The 23377-nt window shown below is 66.1% G+C and carries 21 protein-coding genes; 12 read left to right on the forward strand and 9 right to left on the reverse strand.

Going from position 1 to position 23377, the window contains the following annotated elements; genetic code table 11:
- Positions 1-45: 45 nt before the first annotated feature.
- The 8 genes from U1703_RS00865 (at position 46) to U1703_RS00900 (ending at position 11912) form a co-directional block, all read left to right on the forward strand.
- Positions 46-2103 carry a M13 family metallopeptidase gene (locus tag U1703_RS00865; RefSeq protein WP_332784199.1) on the forward strand — a complete coding sequence of 686 codons (2058 nt, stop codon included), beginning with the start codon at positions 46-48 and terminating at the stop codon, positions 2101-2103.
- Between the two features lie 60 nt (positions 2104-2163).
- Positions 2164-4191 (forward strand): M13 family metallopeptidase, encoded by a 2028-nt coding sequence (locus U1703_RS00870; RefSeq protein ID WP_332784200.1) that lies wholly within the window; start codon positions 2164-2166, stop codon positions 4189-4191.
- Positions 4192-4266: 75 nt separating this feature from the next.
- The gene (locus tag U1703_RS00875) at positions 4267-6684 is read left to right on the forward strand and encodes a hybrid sensor histidine kinase/response regulator (protein ID WP_332784201.1); all 2418 of its coding nucleotides are present in this window, start codon (positions 4267-4269) and stop codon (positions 6682-6684) included.
- Between the two features lie 43 nt (positions 6685-6727).
- Positions 6728-7078 (forward strand): response regulator, encoded by a 351-nt coding sequence (locus tag U1703_RS00880; RefSeq protein ID WP_320451275.1) that lies wholly within the window; start codon positions 6728-6730, stop codon positions 7076-7078.
- 159 nt (positions 7079-7237) lie between these two features.
- Positions 7238-8959 (forward strand): dihydroxy-acid dehydratase, encoded by a 1722-nt coding sequence (gene ilvD / locus U1703_RS00885; protein WP_332784202.1) that lies wholly within the window; start codon positions 7238-7240, stop codon positions 8957-8959.
- Positions 8946-9332, forward strand: coding sequence for a hypothetical protein (locus U1703_RS00890; protein ID WP_332784203.1), 387 nt, complete (start codon positions 8946-8948; stop codon positions 9330-9332). Before ilvD ends, U1703_RS00890 begins: the two co-directional genes overlap by 14 nt.
- Complete coding sequence (locus U1703_RS00895; RefSeq protein ID WP_332784204.1) at positions 9329-10711, forward strand: NAD(P)H-hydrate dehydratase; 1383 nt, start codon at positions 9329-9331, stop codon at positions 10709-10711. The genes U1703_RS00890 and U1703_RS00895 overlap by 4 nt, the downstream gene beginning before the upstream one ends.
- 4 nt (positions 10712-10715) lie before the next feature.
- Positions 10716-11912 carry a class I SAM-dependent RNA methyltransferase gene (locus U1703_RS00900; protein WP_332784205.1) on the forward strand — a complete coding sequence of 399 codons (1197 nt, stop codon included), beginning with the start codon at positions 10716-10718 and terminating at the stop codon, positions 11910-11912.
- Here the strand turns inward: U1703_RS00900 and truA are convergent.
- Both truA and fmt read right to left on the reverse strand, forming a co-directional pair.
- Positions 11894-12643 (reverse strand): tRNA pseudouridine(38-40) synthase TruA, encoded by a 750-nt coding sequence (gene truA, locus U1703_RS00905; RefSeq protein WP_332784206.1) that lies wholly within the window; start codon positions 12641-12643, stop codon positions 11894-11896. The two genes, U1703_RS00900 and truA, sit on opposite strands and share 19 nt — an antisense overlap.
- Positions 12640-13545, reverse strand: coding sequence for a methionyl-tRNA formyltransferase (gene fmt / locus U1703_RS00910; protein ID WP_332784207.1), 906 nt, complete (start codon positions 13543-13545; stop codon positions 12640-12642). Before fmt ends, truA begins: the two co-directional genes overlap by 4 nt.
- A 55-nt stretch (positions 13546-13600) precedes the next feature.
- On the opposite strand from fmt, the gene recR reads away from it, so the two are divergent.
- The 3 genes from recR to U1703_RS00925 all read left to right on the forward strand — a co-directional run bounded on the left by recR (position 13601) and on the right by U1703_RS00925 (position 16337).
- A complete protein-coding gene (gene recR, locus U1703_RS00915) occupies positions 13601-14197 on the forward strand; it encodes a recombination mediator RecR (protein WP_320451056.1) in 597 nt (198 codons plus the stop codon).
- Between the two features lie 45 nt (positions 14198-14242).
- Positions 14243-14764 (forward strand): peptide deformylase, encoded by a 522-nt coding sequence (gene def / locus U1703_RS00920; protein ID WP_332784208.1) that lies wholly within the window; start codon positions 14243-14245, stop codon positions 14762-14764.
- A gap of 106 nt (positions 14765-14870) precedes the next feature.
- Positions 14871-16337, forward strand: coding sequence for a DNA recombination protein RmuC (locus tag U1703_RS00925; RefSeq protein ID WP_332784209.1), 1467 nt, complete (start codon positions 14871-14873; stop codon positions 16335-16337).
- A 117-nt stretch (positions 16338-16454) separates the two neighbouring features.
- On the opposite strand, the gene U1703_RS00930 is transcribed toward U1703_RS00925, so the two are convergent.
- From U1703_RS00930 to U1703_RS00960, 7 genes are read right to left on the reverse strand one after another with little or no spacing between them, the layout of a single operon-like run.
- Positions 16455-17267, reverse strand: coding sequence for a TrmH family RNA methyltransferase (locus U1703_RS00930; protein ID WP_332784210.1), 813 nt, complete (start codon positions 17265-17267; stop codon positions 16455-16457).
- Complete coding sequence (locus U1703_RS00935) at positions 17267-17539, reverse strand: HPr family phosphocarrier protein (RefSeq protein ID WP_320451052.1); 273 nt, start codon at positions 17537-17539, stop codon at positions 17267-17269. Before U1703_RS00935 ends, U1703_RS00930 begins: the two co-directional genes overlap by 1 nt.
- Positions 17536-17943 (reverse strand): PTS sugar transporter subunit IIA, encoded by a 408-nt coding sequence (locus U1703_RS00940; RefSeq protein ID WP_320451274.1) that lies wholly within the window; start codon positions 17941-17943, stop codon positions 17536-17538. Before U1703_RS00940 ends, U1703_RS00935 begins: the two co-directional genes overlap by 4 nt.
- An 18-nt stretch (positions 17944-17961) precedes the next feature.
- Positions 17962-18873, reverse strand: a complete 912-nt coding sequence (gene rapZ / locus U1703_RS00945; protein ID WP_332784211.1) for an RNase adapter RapZ — start codon at positions 18871-18873, stop codon at positions 17962-17964.
- Positions 18873-19310: an HPr kinase/phosphorylase gene (locus U1703_RS00950; RefSeq protein ID WP_332784212.1), complete on the reverse strand. Its 438-nt coding sequence runs from the start codon at positions 19308-19310 to the stop codon at positions 18873-18875. Before U1703_RS00950 ends, rapZ begins: the two co-directional genes overlap by 1 nt.
- A gap of 2 nt (positions 19311-19312) precedes the next feature.
- Positions 19313-20878, reverse strand: coding sequence for a sensor histidine kinase (locus U1703_RS00955; RefSeq protein ID WP_332784213.1), 1566 nt, complete (start codon positions 20876-20878; stop codon positions 19313-19315).
- Positions 20847-21554: a response regulator gene (locus U1703_RS00960; protein WP_320451048.1), complete on the reverse strand. Its 708-nt coding sequence runs from the start codon at positions 21552-21554 to the stop codon at positions 20847-20849. The genes U1703_RS00955 and U1703_RS00960 overlap by 32 nt, the downstream gene beginning before the upstream one ends.
- 215 nt (positions 21555-21769) lie before the next feature.
- On the opposite strand from U1703_RS00960, the gene U1703_RS00965 reads away from it, so the two are divergent.
- The gene (locus U1703_RS00965) at positions 21770-23377 is read left to right on the forward strand and encodes a phosphoenolpyruvate carboxykinase (RefSeq protein ID WP_332784214.1); all 1608 of its coding nucleotides are present in this window, start codon (positions 21770-21772) and stop codon (positions 23375-23377) included.

A 23377-nucleotide genomic window follows, 5' to 3' on the forward strand; every position in this document is an offset into this window, starting at 1 on the left:
CGTCTCGCTACAACAGTGACATCACAATCCTTTTTGGGAATTCAGATGCGCTGTCTGCTGCTCGCTGCTCTACTCTCGACCGCCATTTCCCCCGTCATTGCGCAAACCAAGAACCCCGTCGACAAGGCCGCTGTCGGTCCGGTCAAGCCCAATGCCAAGAACGGACCGGAGATCGGCGATTTCGGCTTCGACATGGCCGGGCGCGATACCTCGGTGAAGCCGGGTGACGACTTCTTCGATTACTCGAACGGCACCTGGTATAAGGCGACGACGATCCCGGCGGATCGTTCGTCCTATGGCATGTTCCACGTCCTGCAGGACCGCTCGCTCGAGCAGACCCGCACGATCCTGGACGCTGCCACGAAGCAGCCCGGCAACAAGGCCGGTGACTTCTATGCCAGCTTCATGGACGAGGCGGCGGTGAACGCGAAGGGCGTCGGCCCGGTCAAGCCATGGCTGGAACAACTGCGTGGTACGAAGGACCGCACCGCGCTGGCGGTCGAAATGGCCAAGTTGCAGCGCCAGGGCGTCGGCGCCCCGTTCGGCGTCTATATCGGCCAGGACGACAAGGCCCCCGACACCTACATTGCGAACTTCGGCCAGAGCGGCCTGGGCCTGCCTGACCGCGACTATTATCTGAAGGACGACGCCAAGCTGGCGACGATCCGCACCGCCTATCAGGCGTATCTGGCGCGTATGCTGACCCTGGCGGGCGAGCAGAATGCCGAAGCGCGCGCCGCGGCGGTCTTCAACTTCGAAAAGGCGCTGGCGAACGTCCACTGGACCCGCATCGAAAGCCGCGACGCGGACAAGACCTATAACAAGTGGATGGCGGCCGACTTCACCGCCAAGGCTCCCGGTTTCCCCTGGGCGCAATATATGCAGACGCTGGGCGTAGCGGGCCGTCCGGCCTACCTGGTCGCGCAGCCCAGCGCGATCACTGGCGAGGCCAAGCTCTACAACGAAACACCGCTGAACGTCCTTCAGGACTATGCGATGTTGAAGGTCCTGCGCAGCTATGCCGGGTACCTGTCGAGCGATTTCGACAAGACCAACTTCGCCTTCTACGGCACCACCCTGTCCGGCACGCCCGAGCAGCAGGCGCGGTGGAAGCGCGGCGTGGGCCTCGTCTCCAACGGCCTGGGCGAGGAAGTCGGCAAGCAGTACGTCGCCAAATATTTCCCGCCGGAATCGAAGGCCGCCGCCGACGCACTGGTCAAGAACCTGATCTCGGCGATGGGCGACCGCCTGCGCAACCTGGAATGGATGGCGCCGGAGACCAAGCAGAAGGCGCTGGCCAAGCTGGCCGCCTTCACGCCCAAGATCGGCTATCCCGACAAGTGGAAGGATTATTCCGCACTGGCGATCCAGCGCGGCGACCTGGTCGGCAATGTCGCGCGCGCCAACGCCTTCGAGTTCCAGCGGGACCTCAACAAGCTTGGCCAGCCTATCGATCGCGGCGAGTGGTTCATGACGCCGATGACGATCAACGCCTATGCCAATCCGCCGATGAACGAGATCGTGTTCCCGGCGGCGATCCTCCAGCCGCCCTTCTTCGATCCGAAGGCCGATCCCGCGGTTAACTATGGCGGCATCGGTGCGGTCATCGGGCATGAAATCAGCCACCATTTCGACGACCAGGGTCGCAAGTACGACGCGACCGGCAAGCTGACCGACTGGTGGACGCCGCAGGACGTGGCGCGCTTCAAGACCTTCACCGACGCGCTCGTGAAGCAGTATGACGGCTATGAGCCGCTGCCCGGCCAGCATGTTCAGGGCGAATTGACCCTGGGCGAGAACATCGCCGATCTGGCGGGCCTGACCGTGGCGCTCGACGCCTATCACAAGTCGCTGGGTGGAAAGCCTGCGCCGATCATCGACGGGACGACGGGTGACCAGCGTTTCTATTATGGCTGGGCGCAGGTGTGGCGGACAAAGTGGCGCGAACCCGCGCTGCGCCAGACGCTGTTGTCCGATCCGCATTCGCCCGGGCATGAGCGCGTGCTGACCGTTCGCAATCTCGATCCCTGGTATGCCGCGTTCGGCGTGAAGCCGACCGACAAGATGGCGCTGACGCCGCAACAGCGCGTCCGCATCTGGTAATCGCGTGATCATGGCTCCCCGGCGACGACCGGGGAGCCTTTTTTGTTTTGGGAGACGATGATGAAGAGCTTGGCCTTCGCCGCGCTGCTCGGCGCGACCGCGATCGGCGGTGCCGTTGCGCTCAATGCCCAGGACCGCCCGGCCGCCGCCAGCGGCCCGACCTATGGACGGTTCGGCTTTGACGAGAAGGGGATGGACAAGTCGGTCCGCCCCGGTGACGATTTCTATGCCTTTGCCAATGGCGAATGGGCGCGGTCGACCGCGATCCCCGCCGACAAGGCCAGCTATGGCGCGTTCGATGTGCTCGCCGACCTGTCGCGCGAGCGGACGCACACGATCCTGGAGCAGGCCAAGGGGCAGGGGAGCAAGATCGGGACCGCCTATGCGACCTATCTCGACACCGCCGGGATCGAGGCCAAGGGGCTGGCACCGATCCAGCCGTGGCTGAAGCGGATCAAGGGCCTGGGCGACAAGGCGGGCTATGCCGCCCTGCTGGCCGAGGCGGATCGGAACGGCGTCGGTGTTCCCTTCGGGTCCGGCGTCGGTCAGGACTCACGCCAGCCCGAGCTCTATACGGTCAGCCTGCGCCAGTCGGGCCTCGGCATGCCCGATCGCGATTATTATCTCAGCGACGATGCCAAGCTGGTGGCGGCGCGGACCGCCTATCAGGCGCATCTGGCCAAGCTGCTGACGATGGCGGGCGAGCCGGATGCCGCCGCGCGGGCGCAGGCGATCGTCGCTTTCGAGACCGAGATCGCCAAGGTCCACTGGACCCGGATCGAAAGCCGCGACCGGGAAAAGACCTATAACAAGATGACCGTCGCCGACCTGACCAAGGCCGCGCCCGGTTTCGATTTTGCGACGTACCTCAAGGGGGTCGGCACGCCGGTCGACACGCTGATCGTCGGGCAGCCGAGCGCGATCACGGGCATCGCCGCGCTGATCCGGGCGACCCCGGTGGCGGTGCTGAAGGACCAGCTGCTGGTCCGTTCGCTCGACGAATTCGCGGATGTCCTGCCCGCCCAGTTCGATCGCGAGCAGTTCGCCTTTTACGGCACGGTCCTGTCGGGCACGCCGCAGCAGCAGGAACGCTGGAAGCGTGCGGTCGACTTCACCAGCGGCGCGCTGTCGGACGACGTCAGCAAGGTCTATGTCGCGCGCTACTTCCCGCCCGCGACGAAGCTGGCCGCGGACGCGCTGGTCAAGAACGTCCTGGCGGCGATGGGCAAGCGGATCGACCAGCTCGACTGGATGGCGCCCGAAACCAAGGTGAAGGCGCATGCCAAGCTGACGGCCTTTACGCCCAAGATCGGTTATCCCGACCGCTGGAAGGATTATTCGGGGCTGAAGATCGTCAGCGGCGATGCATTCGGCAATGCCCTGCGCGCGGCCCAGTGGCGGCATCAGGAGAATATCGGCCATCTCGGCAAGCCGATCCAGCGCTGGGAATGGGGCATGACCCCGATGACGGTAAACGCCTATGCCAATTTCGGCATGGTCGAGATCGTGTTCCCGGCAGCCATCCTGCAACCGCCCTTCTTCGATCCGAAGGCGGACCCGGCGGTCAATTATGGCGGCATCGGCGCGGTGATCGGCCACGAGCTCAGCCACCATTTCGACGACCAGGGGTCGAAGTTCGATGCCAAGGGTCAGTTGACCAACTGGTGGACCGACGCGGATGTGGCGGCGTTCAAGGCCCGTACCGGCGCCCTGGTCAAGCAATATGACGCCTATGAACCGCTGCCCGGCCTGCATGTGAAGGGCGGCCTGACCCTGGGCGAGAATGTCGCCGATCTGGCAGGCCTGTCGGTCGCCTACGATGCCTATCATACGTCGCTGGGCGGCAAGGCGGCCCCAGTGATCGACGGCTTCAGCGGCGACCAGCGCTTTTATCTGGGATGGGCGCAGGTATGGCGGCGCAATTACCGCGAAGCGAACCTGCGCAATCGCCTGCTGACCGATCCGCATTCGCCGTCGCAGCAGCGCGCCTGGGTCGTGCGCAATCTCGATCCTTGGTATGCGGCCTACAACCCCAAGCCGACCGACAAGCTGTATCTAACGCCTGAGCAGCGCGTCCGTATCTGGTGATACCCGTAAACCCGTCATGGGTGCGGCGCAGGATCGCGCTTGACCCATGACGGGTCGCCGGATGAAGAGTTCATCATGGCGATCGCGGCTTTCGAAAAATTCCATCCTGTCCGCGTCGCGGCTCTGGTCTCGGTCGCAAGCGGCTTGGCGGCGGCGGCGCTGCTGTTCGTGGCCGTGCGCAGTTGGATCGTCGCGGCGGGCTTTCTGGCGGCGGCGCTGCTGGCGTTCGGTATGATCCTGGCCTGGCGACTATTGACGCCGAAGGTCGAACAGGCGCGGCGCAGCATCGACTGGGACTTTGCCCGTGTCGTGGCGGATGCCAGTCACGACGCGATCGCGGTGACCGACCGCGCCGGGCGGCTGGTCTGTGCCAATGACGCCTATGCCTCGCTCTTTCCCATGATGCCGACGCCGCCCGGTGTGCCGCTCGATATACCGAGCGTCGAAGCACTGGCACAGGCGGGCCGGACGGCGTGGCGCGAGGGGCTGGGCCGCGCCGACCGGATCGCGGTGATGGGAACCGAGCTGTCGGTGCTGGTCACGCGCGCCGGTGACGAGGCCGATCTGCTTGTCTGGCGCTTCGCCGTGGCCGACGAACAGGATCTGGCCGAGACGGTGGAGCGACTGATCGGCGGCATCCATGGTGACCGGCTGGGCACCGCCGGGGTCATGGCGGCGCTGATCGCTCCCGATGGCCGGGTACGGGCGGCCAACCGCGTGCTGTGCGCCCGCGCGATGGGCGGCGAGATGCTATCGATCGTCGGGCGCGATTTCGCGACCTTTCTGGCGCACGATACCTCCGGCCAGGTCCGTTTCGCCGCCGAACTGGGCAAGGGCGAAGGCCGGCCGCTGCGCATCCTCCAGATCCCCTTTGTCGAAGGGGAGGGCACGCCGATGCTGGTCGTGCTTCTCGACGAGGACGAGCCGCTCGTCGCGGCCGCTGGCGCCAATGCGGGCAGCCATGTGCGCGGCCTGGTGTCGCTCATGCCCTTCGGCATCGCGCTGGTCGATCGCGATGGGCGGTTCCTCCAGATGAACTCCGCCTTCATGCGCGCCGCAGGGGTCACCGGTGGAACGCCGCCGCTTTATCCGGGCGATCTGGTCGTGCGCGAGGACAAGGCCGCCGTCGCCGACGCGATTCGCCGTTTCGCCGGGGGCGCGACCCATTCGGCCGATATGGCCGTGCGCCTGAAAGACCATCCCGAGGAACCCGTCGCCCTGACCATCGCCGGAGCGCGGGGGCTGGGCGAGGCGGCGGTACTGCTCAGCCTGAAGGACAATTCGGAGGAAAGCCGCCTGAAGCGCGAGGTTGCGCAGGCGACCAAGATGCAGGCGGTCGGCCAGCTGGCGGGCGGCGTCGCGCACGACTTCAACAACATCCTGACCGCGATCATCGGCCATTGCGACCTGATGCTGATGCGCCATTCGCCCGGCGACAGCGACTATGACGATATCCAGCAGATCCGCACCAACTCCAACCGTGCGGCCAGCCTGACCCGCCAGCTGCTCGCCTTCTCGCGCCAGCAGACGCTGCGCCCGCAGATCCTGCAACTGCCCGACGTCGTGTCCGAGGTTTCGAACCTGCTCAAGCGCCTGCTGGGGGAACGGGTCAGGCTGGATGTCAGCCATGGCCGCAATCTGGGGCCCGTCCGCGCCGATCCGGGGCAGCTGGAACAGGTCGTCGTCAACCTCGCGGTCAATGCGCGCGACGCTATTCTGGAGAACGAACCGGTGGGCGGCGGCATCCTGACCATCCAGACGCGGGCCATATCCATGGCCGATGCCCGCGCGCTGAACAACGACATCCTGCCCGCCGCCGACTATACCGCGCTGATCATGAGCGACAACGGCACCGGTATCCCGCCCGAGATACTGGGCAAGATCTTCGAGCCGTTCTTTACCACCAAGGAGCTGGGCAAGGGGACGGGGCTCGGCCTTTCGACCGTCTATGGCATCATCAAACAGTCGGGGGGCTATATCTTCGCCGATTCGCCGCCCGGCGGCGGGGCGAAATTCTCGATCTATCTGCCCGTCCACGCCGCGCCCGTTTTGCCCGCCGCCAAGACCAGCGAGGTCAAGCCCGCCGCTCGTGCGGCCACCCATTGGGGGACCGGCACCATCCTGCTGGTCGAGGACGAGGACATGGTTCGCGCGGTCGCCGAACGGGCCCTGTCGCGCCAGGGCTATACCGTATTGGCTGCCGAGAATGGCGAGGCGGCGCTCGAGATGCTCGACAAGCACGGCAAGCCAGACCTGCTGATCTCGGACGTGGTGATGCCGACCATGGATGGCCCCACGATGGTCGGCCATGTCCGCAAACGCTATCCCGACCTCGCGGTCCTGTTCATGTCGGGCTATGCTGAGGAACAGCTGCGCAAGTCGATCACGCTGCCCAATGTCGGTTTCCTGCCCAAGCCGTTTTCGGTGCAGCAGCTGGCCGAGGCGACGTTGGCCGCATTGTCACAGGATGCCGGGCCGGATCGCCGAACGTAACAAGCGGCTGGCGGATGGCGTAAAGCATGATATGGCAGTGCCGATGACACAGCCCGTGCAGATCCTCATCGTCGAGGACGAACCCCTGATCGCCATGATGCTCGAGGATTTCCTGGATGTCCTCGACAAACAGGTCGCGGGCACCGTGGACAGCGTCGATGACGCGCTGGCCCGCGTGGCCGAAGGCGGCATCGACGCCGCGATCCTCGATGTCAACCTTCGCGGGGGGCAGAAGAGCACGCCGATCGCCGAAGCGCTCGCGGAGCGCGGCGTGCCGTTCGTCTTCGCCACCGGCGGCGCCGACGACGCGGTCGATGAACGTTTCCGCGATCGCCCACGCCTGCAAAAGCCCTTCACGATGGACGGCGTGGCCAAGGCTCTCGGTTCGCTCTGACCGGGCAACCCCCATCGCCAAGGGGGTGTCTTCCAGGCAACGGCGGGGAGGCACTGTCGGGCAGTCGGGCGAACGCCAAGGACCTGATTACACGTTCTGATGCGCGACCTGCGAAATTTGCTTGCGTCAAAGGCCGGTCTGGCGACATAGGGCTGCGCCATGACACGCCCATTCGACAAGTCTCGCCTGCCGTCCCGCCACGTTTCCGTCGGCCCGGAGCGCGCGCCCCATCGCAGCTATTATTATGCCATGGGTATCCAGGAAGAGGATATCGCCAAGCCGTTCGTCGCGCTGGCGAGTGCGGGTAACAATTCGGCACCCTGCAACACCACGCTGGATGCACAGGCCGATGCCGCGCAGGCGGGCGTCATTCGCGGCGGCGGCATGCCGCGCCGGTTCAACACCATCACCGTGACCGACGGTATCGCGATGGGCCATCAGGGCATGAAGTCCTCGCTGGTCAGCCGCGAGGTCATCGCCGATTCGGTCGAGCTCTCGGTGCGCGGCCACTGCTATGACGCACTTGTCGGCTTTGCGGGGTGCGACAAGTCGCTGCCCGGCATGATGATGTCGATGTTGCGCCTGAACGTGCCGTCGATCTTCGTCTATGGCGGTTCGATCCTGCCCGGCCGTCATCAGGACCGCGACGTGACCGTGGTCGACGTGTTCGAGGCGGTGGGCCAGCATGCGGCAGGCAACTGCCCGCTCCACGACCTGATCGCGTTGGAAAAGGTCGCATGTCCCGGCCACGGCGCGTGCGGTGGCCAATTCACCGCCAACACCATGGCCTGTGTCGGAGAGGCGATCGGCCTGTCGCTGCCCAACAGCAACATGATGCCCGCCCCCTTCCTCGACCGTCACGGCATTGCCGAGGCGGCGGGCGAGCAGGTGATGGAACTGATCGCACGCAACCTGCGTCCGCGTGATATCTGTACCCGCGAAGCCTTTGAGAATGCGGCGCGCGTCGTCGCGGCAACCGGCGGTTCCACCAATGCCGGGCTTCACCTGCCTGCCATGGCGAATGAAGCCGGCATCGATTTCGACCTGTTCGACGTGGCCGAGATCTTCAAGACCACCCCGTACATCGCCGACCTGAAGCCGGGCGGCCGTTATGTCGCCAAGGACATGTACGAGGCGGGTGGCGTCTATATGCTGATGAAGACGCTGCTGGCGGGCGGGTTCCTGCATGGCGACTGCATCACCGTCACCGGCAAGACGCTGGCCGAGAATATCGACGAGGTCACCTGGAACCCCGACCAGAAGGTCATCTATGACGTGAAGACGCCGATCACGCCGACCGGCGGCGTCGTGGGCCTGCGCGGCACCCTGGCGCCCGAGGGTGCGATCGTGAAGGTCGCGGGCATGAAGCGCCTTCAGTTCGAGGGCGTCGCACAGGTCTTCGACTGCGAGGAAGAGGCCTTCGCGGCGGTCGAGGCGCGCGCGATCACCGAGGGCACCGTCGTCGTTATTCGCTATGAAGGGCCAAAGGGTGGCCCCGGCATGCGCGAAATGCTGTCGACCACTGCGGCGCTATATGGCCAGGGCCTGGGCGAGAAGGTCGCCCTGATCACCGATGGCCGCTTTTCGGGCGGCACGCGCGGCTTCTGCATCGGCCATGTCGGTCCGGAAGCGGCCGATGGCGGTCCGATCGCGCTGGTCGAGAATGGCGATACCATCCGCATCGACGCGGAGGCGGGAACGGTCGACCTGCTGGTCGAACCCGCCGTCCTGGACGAGCGTCGCGCGCGCTGGGCCCCGCGCATGAACGATTACCAATCCGGCGTGTTGTGGCGCTATGCCCAGAATGTCGGCCCCGCGCATCAAGGCGCGGTCACGCACCCCGGCGCCAAGAGCGAGCGCCATGTCTATGCGGACATCTGAGTTCCGCTGGCTGGCCAGCGCCATGGTGCTGGCTGGCTGTTCGGGCGGGCAGGGCGACCGGGAGACGGCGGCGGCCAATACGCCGTCGGCACCGCAGGCCCCCGGCCTCGCTATCGAATGCGCGCTGGCGGGTGCTCAGAGTTTCTCACGTGACTGCACCGTCGAACAGTCGGCCTCGGCGAGCGGCACGATCCTGACGGTTCGCTACCCCGATGGCGGGTTCCACCGCTTGCAGGTGACCCGCGACGGGCGCGGCGTTGCAACGGCGGACGGAGCATTGCCCGCGCAGGTCAGCGTCGCGGGCGATCGCCAGATCGAGATTCAGGTCGGTGACCATCGGTATCGCCTGCCCGCGACCATCGAAACGCCATGATCCCGATCGAAGGCCGCCCCATCCTGACAGCCGACGAAATGCGCGCAGCCGAGCAGGCCGCGATGGCGGACGGTACGACCGAGGCAGCGCTGATGGATCGGGCGGGCCGGGCGATTGCGGAGGCCGTCTCGCGGCTCGCTGCCACTCGCGAAGTGCTGATCCTGTGCGGACCAGGCAATAATGGCGGCGATGGCTATATCGCCGCTGCGATCCTGGCCGAACGTGGCAAGGCTGTGCGGGTCGCTGCGGCGAGCGAACCCGAAAGCGATGGATGCCGTCGGGCGGCCGCACGGTGGCAAGGGCCGGTCGAGTCGCTGGCAAGGGCATCAAGCGCGCCGGTGCTGGTCGATGCGTTGTTCGGGACCGGTCTGTCGCGGGGGCTGGAGGAGGCGACGGCTCACCATCTCCGGCGACTGGCGGACAAGGCCGAACTCAGGATCGCGGTCGACCTGCCGAGCGGTGTCGCCACCGATAGCGGGCATGTGTTGAGCGACATACCGTGCTTCGACGTCACGCTCGCCCTGGGTGCGGTGAAGCCAGCGCATCTCCTGCAACCTGCCGCGTTGCATATGGGCGTGGTTCGCCTGCTCGATATCGGCGTACCGGTCGGTGGCACCGCACGCGTCACGACGTCACCCGCCTTACCGGAGCCGGGCGCCGGGTCGCACAAGTATAGCCGGGGCATGGTGGCGATCGTCGCGGGCAGCATGTCGGGTGCATCCGAACTGGCCGCGATCGCCGCCGCACGGGCTGGGGCGGGGTATGTGCTGCATCTCGCCGCCGATACCGGCGTGGCCGCCACCCAACCTCATGCGATCGTCCGCCGGAGCTTTACACCCGAGGCACTGGACGATGCGCGCATTGGCGCGGTCGTAATCGGGCCCGGTTTGGGACGCGACGAGTATGCCGGGGAACGGCTGCGCGCGGCAATGGACAGCGGGCGGCCATTGGTGATCGACGGCGATGCGCTCCGCCTGGTCGATCTCGACGCACTCGCCCATCACGACGGAGCGAAGATCCTTACACCCCATGGCGGCGAATTTTCGCATCTGTTCGGCGACATGACCGCCGACAAGCTGACCGCGACACGCGACGCCGCGTGCCGGAGCAGGGCGATCGTCGTCCATAAGGGTGCAGACACGGTGATCGCCGAACCCGGTGGCAGGGCGATCCTGTGCCCGTCGGCCAGCCCTTGGCTATCGACAGCCGGCACGGGCGACGTATTGGCGGGTGCGATCGGCGCGATGCTGGCGGCGGGGCTCGATCCGATGGCGGCGGCCGAGGCGGGGGTGTGGCTTCATGGTCAGGCGGCAAGGCTGTGTGGCAAGGCTTTCATCGCGGACGACTTGGCAGATGCCCTTTCCGCCGTCAGAGGCTGACCGCATGAGCGATACTATCATCCGCGTTGCCGCCCGAGGCGACGGCGTGACCGCGAACGGCCGCCACGCCGCCCTTGCCGCCCCCGGCGACACCCTGTCGGCCGACGGCATTCTGACGCCCGGCCCACATCACCAATCGCCTCCATGCGGCCACTTTCCACGCTGTGGCGGTTGCCAGCTCCAGCATCTGGACGATGAAAGCTATGCCGGGTTCGTGACCGACCGGGTCGCGTCTGCGCTTGAGGCGCAGGGGCTGTCCGCGCCGCTGCGCCCGACGCATGTCTCACCATCGCACAGCCGCCGCCGGGCGACGCTCCATGCCGAGTTCAAGGGTGGCCGGGTCCTGATCGGCTTCTCCGAGGAAAAGAGCCATGCGATCGTCGACATGGCCGAATGCCATATCCTCGATCCCGCGCTCTTCGCCCTCGTCGCACCGCTGCGCATCCTGCTCCAGCGACTGGGGTTCAAGCGGCGCGGCGACGTCCATCTGACGCTGGCGGATCAGGGCGCGGATATCCTCGTCACCAACCTGTCGCCCGACGGGCTGGACGCGGCCGAGGCGATCATCGGTTTTTGCCAGCGTTATGGCGTGGCCCGTTTCTCCGTCGATGACGGGCTGGGTGCCGAAACCCGGTGGGAGCCGGAGCCTGTCACCGTCACGCTGGGCGGTGTCGCGGTGCCGCTGCCGCCGGGCGCATTCCTGCAGGCGACCCGCGATGGCGAGGCGACGCTGGTCGCGGCGGTACTCGACGCGGTGGGTCGCCCGCGCACGACGGCCGACCTGTTCGCCGGGCTCGGCACCTTCACCTTCGCGCTGCCCGGCAAGGTCTACGCCGCCGAGGGCGCGCGCGATGCCATCATGGCGTTGAAGGGTGCGGCGAACGTTACCGGACGACTGGTCTTTGGCGAGCATCGCGATCTCTATCGCCGCCCGCTGACCAAGGCGGAGCTCGATCGGTTCGATGCGATCGTCCTCGATCCGCCGCGCGCCGGGGCCCGCGATCAGGCGGAGGCACTCGCCGAAGCCGAGGTCGCCACCGTCGCCTATGTGTCGTGCAATCCGTCCAGCTTCGCGCGCGATGCCAAGGCGATGGTCGAGAAGGGCTGGTCGCTTGATTGGGTGCAGCCGGTGGGCCAGTTCCGCTGGTCGACCCATGTCGAACTGGCCGCACGCTTCTCGCGTCAGCCGTCGGCCGGGTAATCCGCCGCCACAAAGAACAGCCCGTCCGACGGTGCGTTCAGCCCCAGCTGAGCGCGGTCGCGGGCGTTCAGCGCGGCCTCTACATCGTCGGGTGTCCAGCGGCCCATGCCGACCAGCGCGAGGCATCCGACCATCGACCGCACCTGATGGTGCAGGAAGGACCGTGCGGCCGCCCGGACGAACAGGCGGTCGCCGTTCCGCTCGACCGACAACAGGTCGAGCGTGCGCACCGGGCTGTCCGCCTGGCAATGCGCCGAGCGGAAGGTCGTGAAGTCATGTCGCCCGACCAACCTTGTCGCCGCCTCGGCCATGGCGAACGTGTCCAGGGGCTGCGGCACCTGCCATGCCAGCCCCGCCTCGAAGGTTAGCGGCGCCCGGCGGTTGACGATGCGATATTCATAGGACCGGCGGATACACGAAAAGCGCGCATGCCAGTCGGGCGCGACCTCGACGCACGCCAGCACGGCCACCGGTGCCGGGCGGACCCGCGCATTGATCGCCTCCATCAGGCGGAACGGGGTGATCGCCTTTTCGATCTCGACATGCGCCCGCATCGCCAGGCCGTGCACCCCGGCATCGGTTCGCCCGGCGGCATGGACTGCCGTGCGCTCGCCGGTGACCGCGTAGACGGCATCTTCAAGCGCCTGCTGCACGCTGGGGCCATGCGACTGGCGCTGCCAGCCCATGAAGGGACGGCCATCAAACTCGACGGTCAGCGCGAATCGGGTCAAAGCCGCGTCCCCGCTGGGATCGCAAAGCCGCGAAGCAGATCGTCGGCGCTCGATACGCCGCGCCCTGCGCGCTGGACGTCGACGGGGCGCAACGCCCCTCCGTCGCAGGCGATGGTCAGCCGGTCGTCCAGCACGGTGCCCGCTGCGCCCTTGGCATCGACGACCTCCGCCGACAGGATTTTGATCCGCTCCCCCTGATACTCGAACCAGGCGCCGGGCGCAGGATGGAAGGCGCGGACCTGGCGTTCCAGTTCGATCGCGGGTTTGCCGAAATCCAGCCGCGTTTCCGCCTTGTCGATCTTGGCGGCATAGGTGACGCCATCGACCGGCTGGGTCCGGGCGGGATAACGTTCCGGATCGGCGAGCACCCTGACCATCAGCGCAGCGCCCATCGCGGCCAGTTCTTCGGTCAGTTCGCCGGTCGTCTTGCGCCCAATCGGCGTCGAGCCCTCCAACCGGACCGGGCCGGTGTCGAGACCGGCCTCCATCTGCATGATGCCGACACCCGTGACCATGTCGCCGGCCAGGATCGCCCGCTGGATCGGTGCCGCCCCCCGCCATCTGGGTAGGAGCGAGCCGTGGACGTTCAGGCAACCCAGGCGCGGCGCATCCAGGATCGGCTGCGGCAGGATCAGGCCATAGGCCGCCACGACTGCCACATCGGCGTGGAACGCGGCAAAGCGCGCCTGTTCCTCCGCCGAGCGCAGCGATACCGGGTTCAGCACCGCTATGCCGAGCGCTTCGGCCGTCTGCTGGACCGGGGAGGGCACCAGCTGTCGTCCGCGTCGCCCGCCAGGGCGCGGTGGTTGGCTATAGCTGGCGACGACCTCGTGCCCGGCCTCGACCAGCGCCTGCAGGACCGGGACGGCAAAGCCCGGCGTACCCATGAAGATGATCCGCATGGCATTCGCCTCTCTCCGCTGGCGGGACGGCACGCAACCCCCTATCTGTTCACATATGGCATCCCCCGAGATCGAGGCGCTTACTCAGGCGCTGGCGCGTATTCCTGGCCTAGGCCCCCGATCGGCACGTCGCGCCGTCCTGCATCTGCTCAAGAAGCGGGAGGCGGCGCTGGTGCCGCTGCTGACGGCGCTGGGCGCGGTCGAGGAACGGCTGGAGACCTGTACGACCTGCGGCAATATCGACACGGCCAACCCTTGCGCGATCTGTGCCGACCCCCGCCGTGACGCGGGCGCGCTGTGTGTCGTGGAGGAAGTCGCGGATCTCTGGGCGCTGGAGCGGTCGCGCCTGTTTCCCGGACGGTTCCACGTCCTGGGCGGCCGGTTGTCGGCGCTGGAAGGTATCCGGCCCGAGGATCTGGCCATCGACGCGCTGGTCCGGCGGATCGAGGGCGGCGGGATCGACGAGGTCGTGCTCGCGATGAACGCCACGCTCGAGGGACAGACGACCGCGCATTACATCGCCGAGCGGATCGAGCGTTTTCCGGTTCGCGTGACCCAGCTTGCGCATGGCCTGCCGGTCGGGGGTGAACTTGATTATCTGGACGAGGGCACGCTGGCCCAGGCGCTGCGTGCACGGCGGCCGGTGGTCTGATCCGCCGGCTTGACGGTTCGGGCCGCTGACCGTAGCGAAACCGTCATGGCCATTCTTCCGATCGTCGAAGTTCCCGACCCCCGCCTGCGTCTCGTCTCCAAGCCCGTCGAGACGGTCGATGACGCCGTCCGCCAGCTCGTCTCCGACATGATCGAGACGATGTACGATGCGCACGGCATCGGTCTCGCCGCGATCCAGGTCGGCGTCGATCAGCGCATTCTCGTCATCGACCTACAGGAGGAAGAGGACGAAGAGGGCAAGCCGGTCAAGAACCCCAAAGCCTATATCAATCCCGAAATCCTGTCGGTCAGCGAAGAGCTGTCGACCTATAACGAAGGTTGCCTCTCCATCCCCGAGCAATATGCCGAGGTGAAGCGCCCCGCCTCCTGCCGCGTCAAGTGGCTGGACGAGAAGGGGCAGGCGCATGAGGAAGAACTGGACGGCCTGCTGGCGACATGCATGCAGCATGAGATCGACCATCTGAACGGCGTGCTGTTCATCGACCATGTCAGCCGGTTGAAGCGCGACATGCTGATGCGCAAGCTGAGCAAGATCCGCAAGGGCTGAGCCCACCCGCATCGCTGCATTTCCCGAAGCCGGTCGAATAGCCTTGTTCGACCGGCTTCGTTCGTTCTATGTTCCAACCTGTAATCGTATCTGACAGGTTGTTGAAATGCCCGAACTGATCGCCGTCGCGTTGCTCGCTCTCCTGTTGGGGGGCGTGGTCGGCTGGATCGTGGCCCGGCGCAAGGCGGACGGGGTGGCAGCGGAACTCGCCACCGCCACGACCCGCGCCGCCGAGGTCGAACCGCTCCGCGCGAGCCGAGACAAGGCAGAGCGAGAGCGGACCGACGCGCTTCAGGCGCTGGCCGAACTGCGTGGTCGGGCGGCCGACCTGGACATGATCCGCGCCGCCCGCGATGCGGTGGAGGCCGAGCGCAACGCCGCGCTGCGTGATATCGCCGAGTTGCGGGCGCGAGCGCAGGAGCGGGAAACCGCCTATGCGCAGACGCTGGAGGCGCTGGGCCAGGCGCGCGAGCAGATCAACGCGCAATTTGGTGAAGCGGCGGCCCGCGCGCTGGAGGTCGCCCAGCGTCAATTCCTGGAGCGTGCCGAGGCGCGTTTCCGCCAGTCGGAGGAGGCTTCGGGGCAGACGCTGAAATCGCTGCTCGACCCGGTGCACCAACGGTTGCAGCGTTACGAGGAGGGTGTCCGCAAGGTCGAGGATGAACGCCGCGATGCGTTCGGTGAGCTCAAGGGGCAGATCGAGGCGATGCGGATCGGCCAGGAGCGCGTCTCGGGCGAGGCGGCCAAGCTGGTCAACGCACTACGGAACGCGCCCAAGGCGCGCGGCCGCTGGGGCGAGCAGCAGCTCCGCAACGTGCTGGAAAGCTGTGGCCTGTCCGAACATGCCGATTTCCAGACCGAGGTCAGCGTGGCGGACGGCGATGGCGGACGGCTGCGCCCAGACGCGATCATCCGCGTTCCGGGTGGAAAGTCGCTGGTGATCGACGCGAAGGTCTCGCTCAACGACTATCAGGATGCGTTCGGGGCGGTGGACGATTCCGAACGGCAACTGGGGCTAACCCGGCATGCCGCCGCGATGCGCGCGCATGTCAACGGGCTGGGCAACAAGAGCTACTGGAGCCAGTTCGACGACGCGCCGGACTATGTCATCATGTTCGTACCGGGCGAGCATTTCCTGTCGGCTGCGCTGGAGCATGATCCGACGCTTTGGGATTTTGCATTCGAAAAGAAGGTTTTGCTGGCGACTCCTACGAACCTGATCGCGATTGCGCGTACCGTTGCCGCCGTCTGGCGTCAGGAGAAGCTGGCACAGCAGGCGCAGGAGATCGGCGTGCTGGGCAAGGAATTGTACAGCCGCCTGTCGGTAATGGGCGGGCATGTCGCGAAGTTGGGCAAGAACCTCGATACGGCGATGACCGCATACAACGCGTTTGTCGGCAGCCTGGAAAGCAACGTCCTGACCAGTGCCAAGCGGTTCGAGGCGCTGAACATCGATACGGCCGGCAAGACGATCGAATCCCCGCCGCTGATCGAGCAATCGGTACGTCCGCTGACCAAGCTGATGCCGGTGCCCGAGTTGACCAGCACCGATGACGGCGTGGCGGCTGTTTGATGCACCTGATCTGAAATATCGTCCCGCCATCCCGGCCTTCGCCGGGGTGGCGTTTCAGCTTGGCTGAATCAAGCTTCAGATCTGCTCGACATCGACGGTAACATATCGCGTAGCCGTTCAGCCCGCCTTGCCGCCACCCTGCTGCGCCAGCACCTCATAGGCCATGACGGCGGTTGCGACCGCTGCGTTCAGACTATCGGCCTTGCCCAGCATCGGGATCTTGACCAGCGTGTCGCAGGCGGCGGCATATTCGGCGGGCATGCCTTGCGCCTCATTCCCGGTCAGCAGGAAGGTCGGCGTGGCGTAGCGGACGGCGCGATAGTCCGAATCGGTGTCGAGGCTCAGTCCGACGAGCTGGCCCGGCCCCTGACGGAGCCAGTCGAGAAACGGCTGCCATTCGGTGCGCACGATCGGCATCGTAAACAGCGCCCCCATGCTCGCGCGGACCGCCTCGACCGAAAACGGGTCGACGCATTCACCGATCAGGATCAGGCCGCCTGCGCCCACCGCGTCACCGGTACGCAGGATCGTGCCGAGATTGCCGGGATCGCGCAGGCGCTCGGCGACCAGCCAGATGTTCGACGACGATCGGTCCAGCCCGTCGAGGGTCAGGCCGAATTCCTCGAAGACGCCGACGACCGCCTGCGGATTGTCCTTGCCCGACAGTTTGGACAGGATGTCCGGCGTGGTCTCGATCGCCTCGCCCTCGGCGGCCTCAACCGCCTCGACCAGTTCGCGGACCAGCGGATGGTTCGCCGATGGCTTGGCGTAGAACAGCAGGTGCGGTAATCGCCCCGTCTCGCGCGCCTCGGTCAGGATGCGCAGTCCCTCGGCCAGAAACTGGCGCGCCTGTTTGCGATGACGCTTGTCACGAAGGTCGCGGGCCCACTTGATCAGCGGGTTCGAATAAGCGGTAATCTCACGCGGCATCAGTCTTCGCCGAACTTCGCTTCCACCAAGGCGACCAGCGCCTCGACCGTTTCGCCCGCGCCGTCGCCGGCCGCGCTGATCGTGATGCTGTCGCCCATGGCGGCGCCCAGCATCATCAGGCCCATGATCGACGTGCCGGTCACGGTGCTTCCGTCCTTGGCCACCCGCACCTCGCAAGGTTGGGTCGAGGCGAGGGTGACGAACTTGGCGCTGGCGCGCGCATGAAGTCCCCGGCGGTTGGTGATGAGGACGGTCCGCGTCTGCTCGCTCATGCCGCGGCCTCGCCCAGCACTTCGGAGGCGACCGAGATATATTTCCGGCCCGCCTCGCGCGCCGCGGCGACGGCATCGACGACCTGCATCGACTTGCGTGCCGAACCCAGGCGAATCAGCATCGGCAGGTTCATGCCCGCGATCACCTCCACCCGGCCGCGTTCCATCAGCGAGATGGCGAGGTTGGAAGGGGTGCCGCCGAACAGGTCGGTCAGCACGATCACGCCGCGCCCGGCATCGACGGTGGCGATCGCCCCGGCGATATCGGCACGGCGCTCCTCCATATCGTCCTCCGGCCCGATCGCGATGGTGGCGATCCGCTCCTGCGGCCCGACCACATGTATCATCGCGGTCACGAACTCATCGGCGAGCCGCCCGTGCGTCACCAGAACCAGACCGATCATGTCAGACACGCATATCCATCATTGCTTGGCCGGCCTGGCTTCAAGAGAGTCTTTCGGCACGGCGCTCAAATCACGATGCACCACCGTGGGGGAAAAACCGCTTTTGCGCAACCGTCCCGCAATTCGTTCGGCGACGTGGACAGAGCGATGCCGCCCGCCGGTGCAGCCGATCGCGACGGTGATGTAGGATTTGCCGCTGGCGATGTAGCGTGGCACCAGTGTGTCGAGCAGGCCTTCGATCTGTTCCAGGGCGGTTTCATAGGCCGGGTCGTGCCGGATATAGTCGATCACGCCCTGGTCGAGCCCGGTGCCGGGGCGCAATTCGGCGGACCAATGGGGATTGCGCAGGAAACGCATGTCGAACACTAGGTCGGCATTGCGGGGCAGCCCCTTGGAAAAGCCGAAGGACATGACCGCCAGAACGGGTTCGCTCAGGCCCTCGACCGCATAATTCGCGCGCAACCACTGGCCCAGGTCGTTGCTGGTCATATTGGTCGTGTCGAGCAGGCGGTCGGCCATGTCCCGGACCGGCGCCAGCAGCGCGCGTTCATGGGCGATGCCATCATCCGCCGCACGGTCCATCGCCAGCGGATGGCGGTGCCGCGTCTCGGCATAGCGACGCTTCAACTCGGCACCGCCGCAATTCAGGAACAGCGTCTCGATCGCCAGGTTGGGGCTCTCGTTCAGCCGCCGGATGCTCTGCGTGATCTGGTCGGGGGCAAAGTCACGCGTTCTTACGCCGATGCTGATCGCCAGCGGCCGGTTCTTGCCCTCCATGCCGGTGGGCGGGGCGGCATCGAGAAGCCCGTCGAGGAGGAAGAGCGGCAGATTGTCCACCACCTCCCAACCAAGGTCCTCCAGCGTCTTGAGCGTGGTCGAGGTGCCTGCTCCGGACATGCCAGTGACCAGCAGAATGCGTTTTCGGTCCATCAGGGACGCTCCTTGAGACGCGATACCAGAAGCTCGACCTTGATCGGGGCCGAAGCGGGAAAGGGGGCGATGCTATAGATAGGAAGGGTGACGCCCGCGATCACCGTATCACGCGCGTCCGGCAGGCGCTCTTCGGCATCGGAGCCGGATACAAGTGCGACGACGAGGTTGATGACGGCGGAACCATCATATGGCACCGGCACGATACCCACCCCGCGCACCTCGATCAGCCCGGCGATCCGATCGGGAACCGTTACGCGCAACATGGTGCCGTCCTGGCGAGCATGGAGATAATCATCGCCGATCAGCGTCGCCCCTCGGTCGATCAGTCGCAGCGCCAAATCCGATTTGCCCGCCCCGGACGGTCCGATCAGCAGAACGCCGACACCGTCGATGACGAGGCCGGTGGCATGGATCAGCTCGGTTTCCCGATCCACCCTCAGGCCCCCGCCGCCAGCGGCAGGCGGACGACGAAGCGCGCTCCGCTCAACCGATCCTCACGCGATTCGACATAAATCCGGCCTTGATGCGCGTCGACGATCGTCCGCGCGATGGCGAGACCCAGGCCGGAATGCTGGCCGAAATGCTCGCTGCTCGGGCGGATCGAATGGAAACGACGGAAAATTGCCTCGCGTGCTTCCTCGGGTACGCCCGGCCCCTCGTCCTCGACGCGGACGACGAACTCGCTCTGCTCGCGGGCGAGGCTGATCGCCACGACCGCTTCGGCGGGTGAGAAGGAAAGGGCGTTGGCGACGAGATTTTCGAACACGCGTTCCAGCCTGGCGCCTTCGCCCGATACCATCGCCGGACCGGGCTCGGTTGAATCGAAGCGCAGGCGGATGCCACGTTCGACCCCGCGCGCCTCGCGCTGGGCGATAAGCCCGGCGAGCAGCGCATGGAGGTCGACCGGATCGAACTTGGCGCGACTGAGCTGCGCATCGAGCCGCGACGCATCCGAGATGTCGGTAATGAGCCGGTCGAGCCGCCGGACATCGTCGCGGACGATCGCGAGCAGCTGTGCCTGGAGATCGGGGTCGTGAACCGTCTCCAGCGTGTCGACCGCCGAGCGAAGCGACGCCAACGGGTTCTTCAGCTCATGCGTGACGTCGGCGGCAAAGGCTTCCGTCGCATCGATCCGCGCACGTAGCGCCAGGCTCATGTCGGAGAGGGCGCGCGCCAGCATCCCCAACTCGTCCCGCCGGTCAGGCAGGCGGGGCACCACCACTTCACGTGCCCGGCCCAACCGGACCCGTACGGCCGCCCGCGCCAGGCGACGCAGCGGGCGCACGATCGTCCGCGCCAGAAACAGTGACAACAGGACCGAGATCAGCGCGACCAGGGCGAGCAGGACACTCAGGCGAAACCGCTCGATCCGAACCGTCTCGGTGATGAACCGGGCGTTCTCGGTGGCCATGATCGCCCCGCCGCCGGGCAGGGGAGCGGCGGCGGTGATGACGGGGGTACGGTCCGGTGCGCGCCAGATCGAGGCGGAAATCCGCCCGTCGCGGGCCCGGGCGACATCAGGCCATTCCGCCCCGCCGCGCCGCTCCCGGTAAAGCGGCGGCCGCGCCGCGCCGACCACCGTGTCGATCCCGGCGTCGAGAAACCGGGCGATGACCTGGCCCCAATCCTGTTTGTCGGGGTCGCGGAACACCACGTTGCGCACACCCAGCGCACGGCTGTCGCCGGTCAGGCGGCCGGATATGTCGAACAGACGAAGCCGAGCCCCGGTGTCGCGCGCAAGCCGTCCGACAAGGGCGTCACGCTCGTCATCGCGGACCGAGGTCAGGGCCTCGCCCATCAACCGCACCTCGCGCAGCGACTGGGCGACCCGGTTGTCCAGCAGGCGGGTGCGATAGGAGTCGAGATAGAAGAAGCCGCCGGCCAGCAGCAGCAAGGCAAAGATGTTGATCGCCAGAATTCGCTGCGTCAGCGAAATCTGGCCCGACCAGCGCAACGCCAGGTCGGGAGCTTCACTCCTCGGAGAATCGGTAACCGGCGCCATAGAGCGTCTCGATGGCATCGAAGTCGGGATCTACCTGGCGGAACTTGCGCCGCAACCGCTTGATGTGGCTGTCGATGGTGCGATCGTCGACATAGATGTCGTCCTGATAGGCCGCATCCATCAACTGGTTTCGTGTCCGCACGATGCCGGGACGCTGTGCCAGCGTTTCCAGGATCAGGAATTCGGTGACGGTCAGCGTTACCGGCTCACCCTTCCAGGTCACACGGTGCCGTGCGGGGTCCATCGCCAGTGCGCCGCGGGTCAGCGGGCCCTGAACGTCCGCGGCGGGCGTGCCTTGCGGTGCCCCGACATTTTCCGACCGGCGCAGGATGGCGCGGATACGGGCGATCAGCAGCCGCTGGGAAAAGGGCTTGGCGATATAATCGTCGGCGCCCATCGCCAGGCCCAGCGCCTCGTCCAGCTCGTCATCCTTGCTGGTCAGGAAGATGACCGGGATCTGGCTCTTCTCGCGCAGGCGGCGCAGCAACTCCAGCCCGTCCATGCGCGGCATCTTGATGTCGAAGATCGCCAGGTCCGGCGGATTGTCGATCAAGGCCTTCAGCGCGGCCTCGCCATCGGCATAGACGCGGGTCACGAAACCCTCCGCCTGCAGCGCGATCGACACGGATGTCAGGATGTTCCGGTCGTCATCGACCAGCGCGATGGTGGCCGTCATGCGATGCGAAAACCCCAATGATGATCGAGCGAGGATACCGCCATGCGCCTCGGTTAGGCGAAAGCGGCACACGGCTCAACCGTCTTCACGAAAAGCGGTGTTTGACGTGTTTAACAAAACGGCTATGGGAGGAGCAACGCCGAGGCAAACTCGCGTGCGATCAAAACGGGATCCGGTTCTTTGAAACAGGGTCCATGGGGAACGAGGAAGCTCTAATGAACGAACGGATTCCGGAAGTCGGCCTGCAGGCGCAGGGCATCGAAACCCGCGCCACGCTGCATTGGAACCTCGTGACCGCCCGGCTGATCGAAACCGCCGTCGCACGCGGCGAGGGCAAGCTGTCCGCCGATGGTCCGCTGGTCGTCGAGACGGGCGAGCACACTGGTCGCTCGGCGCAGGACAAGTTCATGGTCCGCGACGACGAGACCCGCGACACCGTGTGGTGGGGCAAGACCAACAAGCCGATGAGCCCGGACGACTTTGCCGCGCTGAAGGCCGATTTCTTCGCCGCGCTGGGCCAGAAGGAAGACCTGTTCGTCCAGGACCTGTATGGCGGTTCGCAGCCCGAGCACCGCGTCCGTGTTCGCGTCGTGACCGAACTGGCCTGGCACAACCTTTTCATCCGCACGATGCTGGTCCGCCCGCAAGAGCATGAGCTGCGCAAGTTCGTCGCCGACTACACCATCATCGACCTGCCCAGCTTCCGCGCCGACCCGGCCCGCCACGGCTGCCGCTCGTCGACCGTGATCGCGGTCAACATGACCGAAAAGCTGATCCTGATCGGCGGCACGCGCTATGCGGGCGAGATGAAGAAGTCGGTCTTCGGCCTGCTCAACTATCTGCTCCCGACGACGGGCGTGATGCCGATGCATTGCTCGGCGAACATGGGTGCCGACGGATCGACGGCGGTGTTCTTCGGTCTGTCCGGCACCGGCAAGACAACCCTGTCGGCGGATGCCAGCCGCACGCTGATCGGCGATGACGAGCATGGCTGGTCGGACACGGCGGTCTTCAATTTCGAGGGCGGTTGCTATGCCAAGATGATCCGCCTGTCGCCCGAGGCTGAGCCGGAGATTTTTGCAACGACCAAGCGGTTCGGCACGGTGTTGGAAAACGTCGTCATGGATCAGGTGACGCGCCAGCTCGACCTGAACGACAACAGCCTGGCCGAGAACAGCCGAGGCGCTTACCCGATCGACTTCATCCCCAATGCGTCGAAGGACAATATGGGGGGCGTGCCGCGCAACATCGTGATGCTGACCGCCGACGCCTATGGCATCCTGCCGCCGATCGCCAAGCTGACGCCCGAACAGGCGATGTACCATTTCCTCTCGGGCTATACCGCGCGTGTCGCGGGCACCGAGATCGGCGTGACCGAGCCGGATGCGACCTTCTCGACCTGCTTCGGCGCGCCGTTCATGCCGCGTCACCCCTCGGTCTATGGCAACCTGCTGAAGGAGCGGATCGCCAAGGGCGGGGTGGATTGCTGGCTGGTCAACACCGGCTGGACCGGCGGCAAATACGGTGTCGGTCATCGCATGCCGATCAAGGCGACCCGCGCCTTGCTCAATGCCGCGCTCGACGGCAGCCTGAACCACGCCGAGTTCCGCACCGACCCGAACTTCGGTTTCCAGGTGCCCGTCTCGGTGCCCGGCGTCGATCCGGCGATCCTGAACCCGCGCGACACCTGGGCCGACAAGTCCGCCTATGACGCGACGGCGACCAAGCTGGTCGACCTGTTCAACGAGAATTTCCAGCAGTTCGCCGAGCATGTCGACGAAGGCGTGCGGGCGGCGGCGCCGAAGGTTACCGTGCTGGCGTAA

Origin of the sequence: Sphingomonas flavida (genome assembly GCF_036663655.1) — a bacterium.
Classification (GTDB): domain Bacteria; phylum Pseudomonadota; class Alphaproteobacteria; order Sphingomonadales; family Sphingomonadaceae; genus Sphingomonas.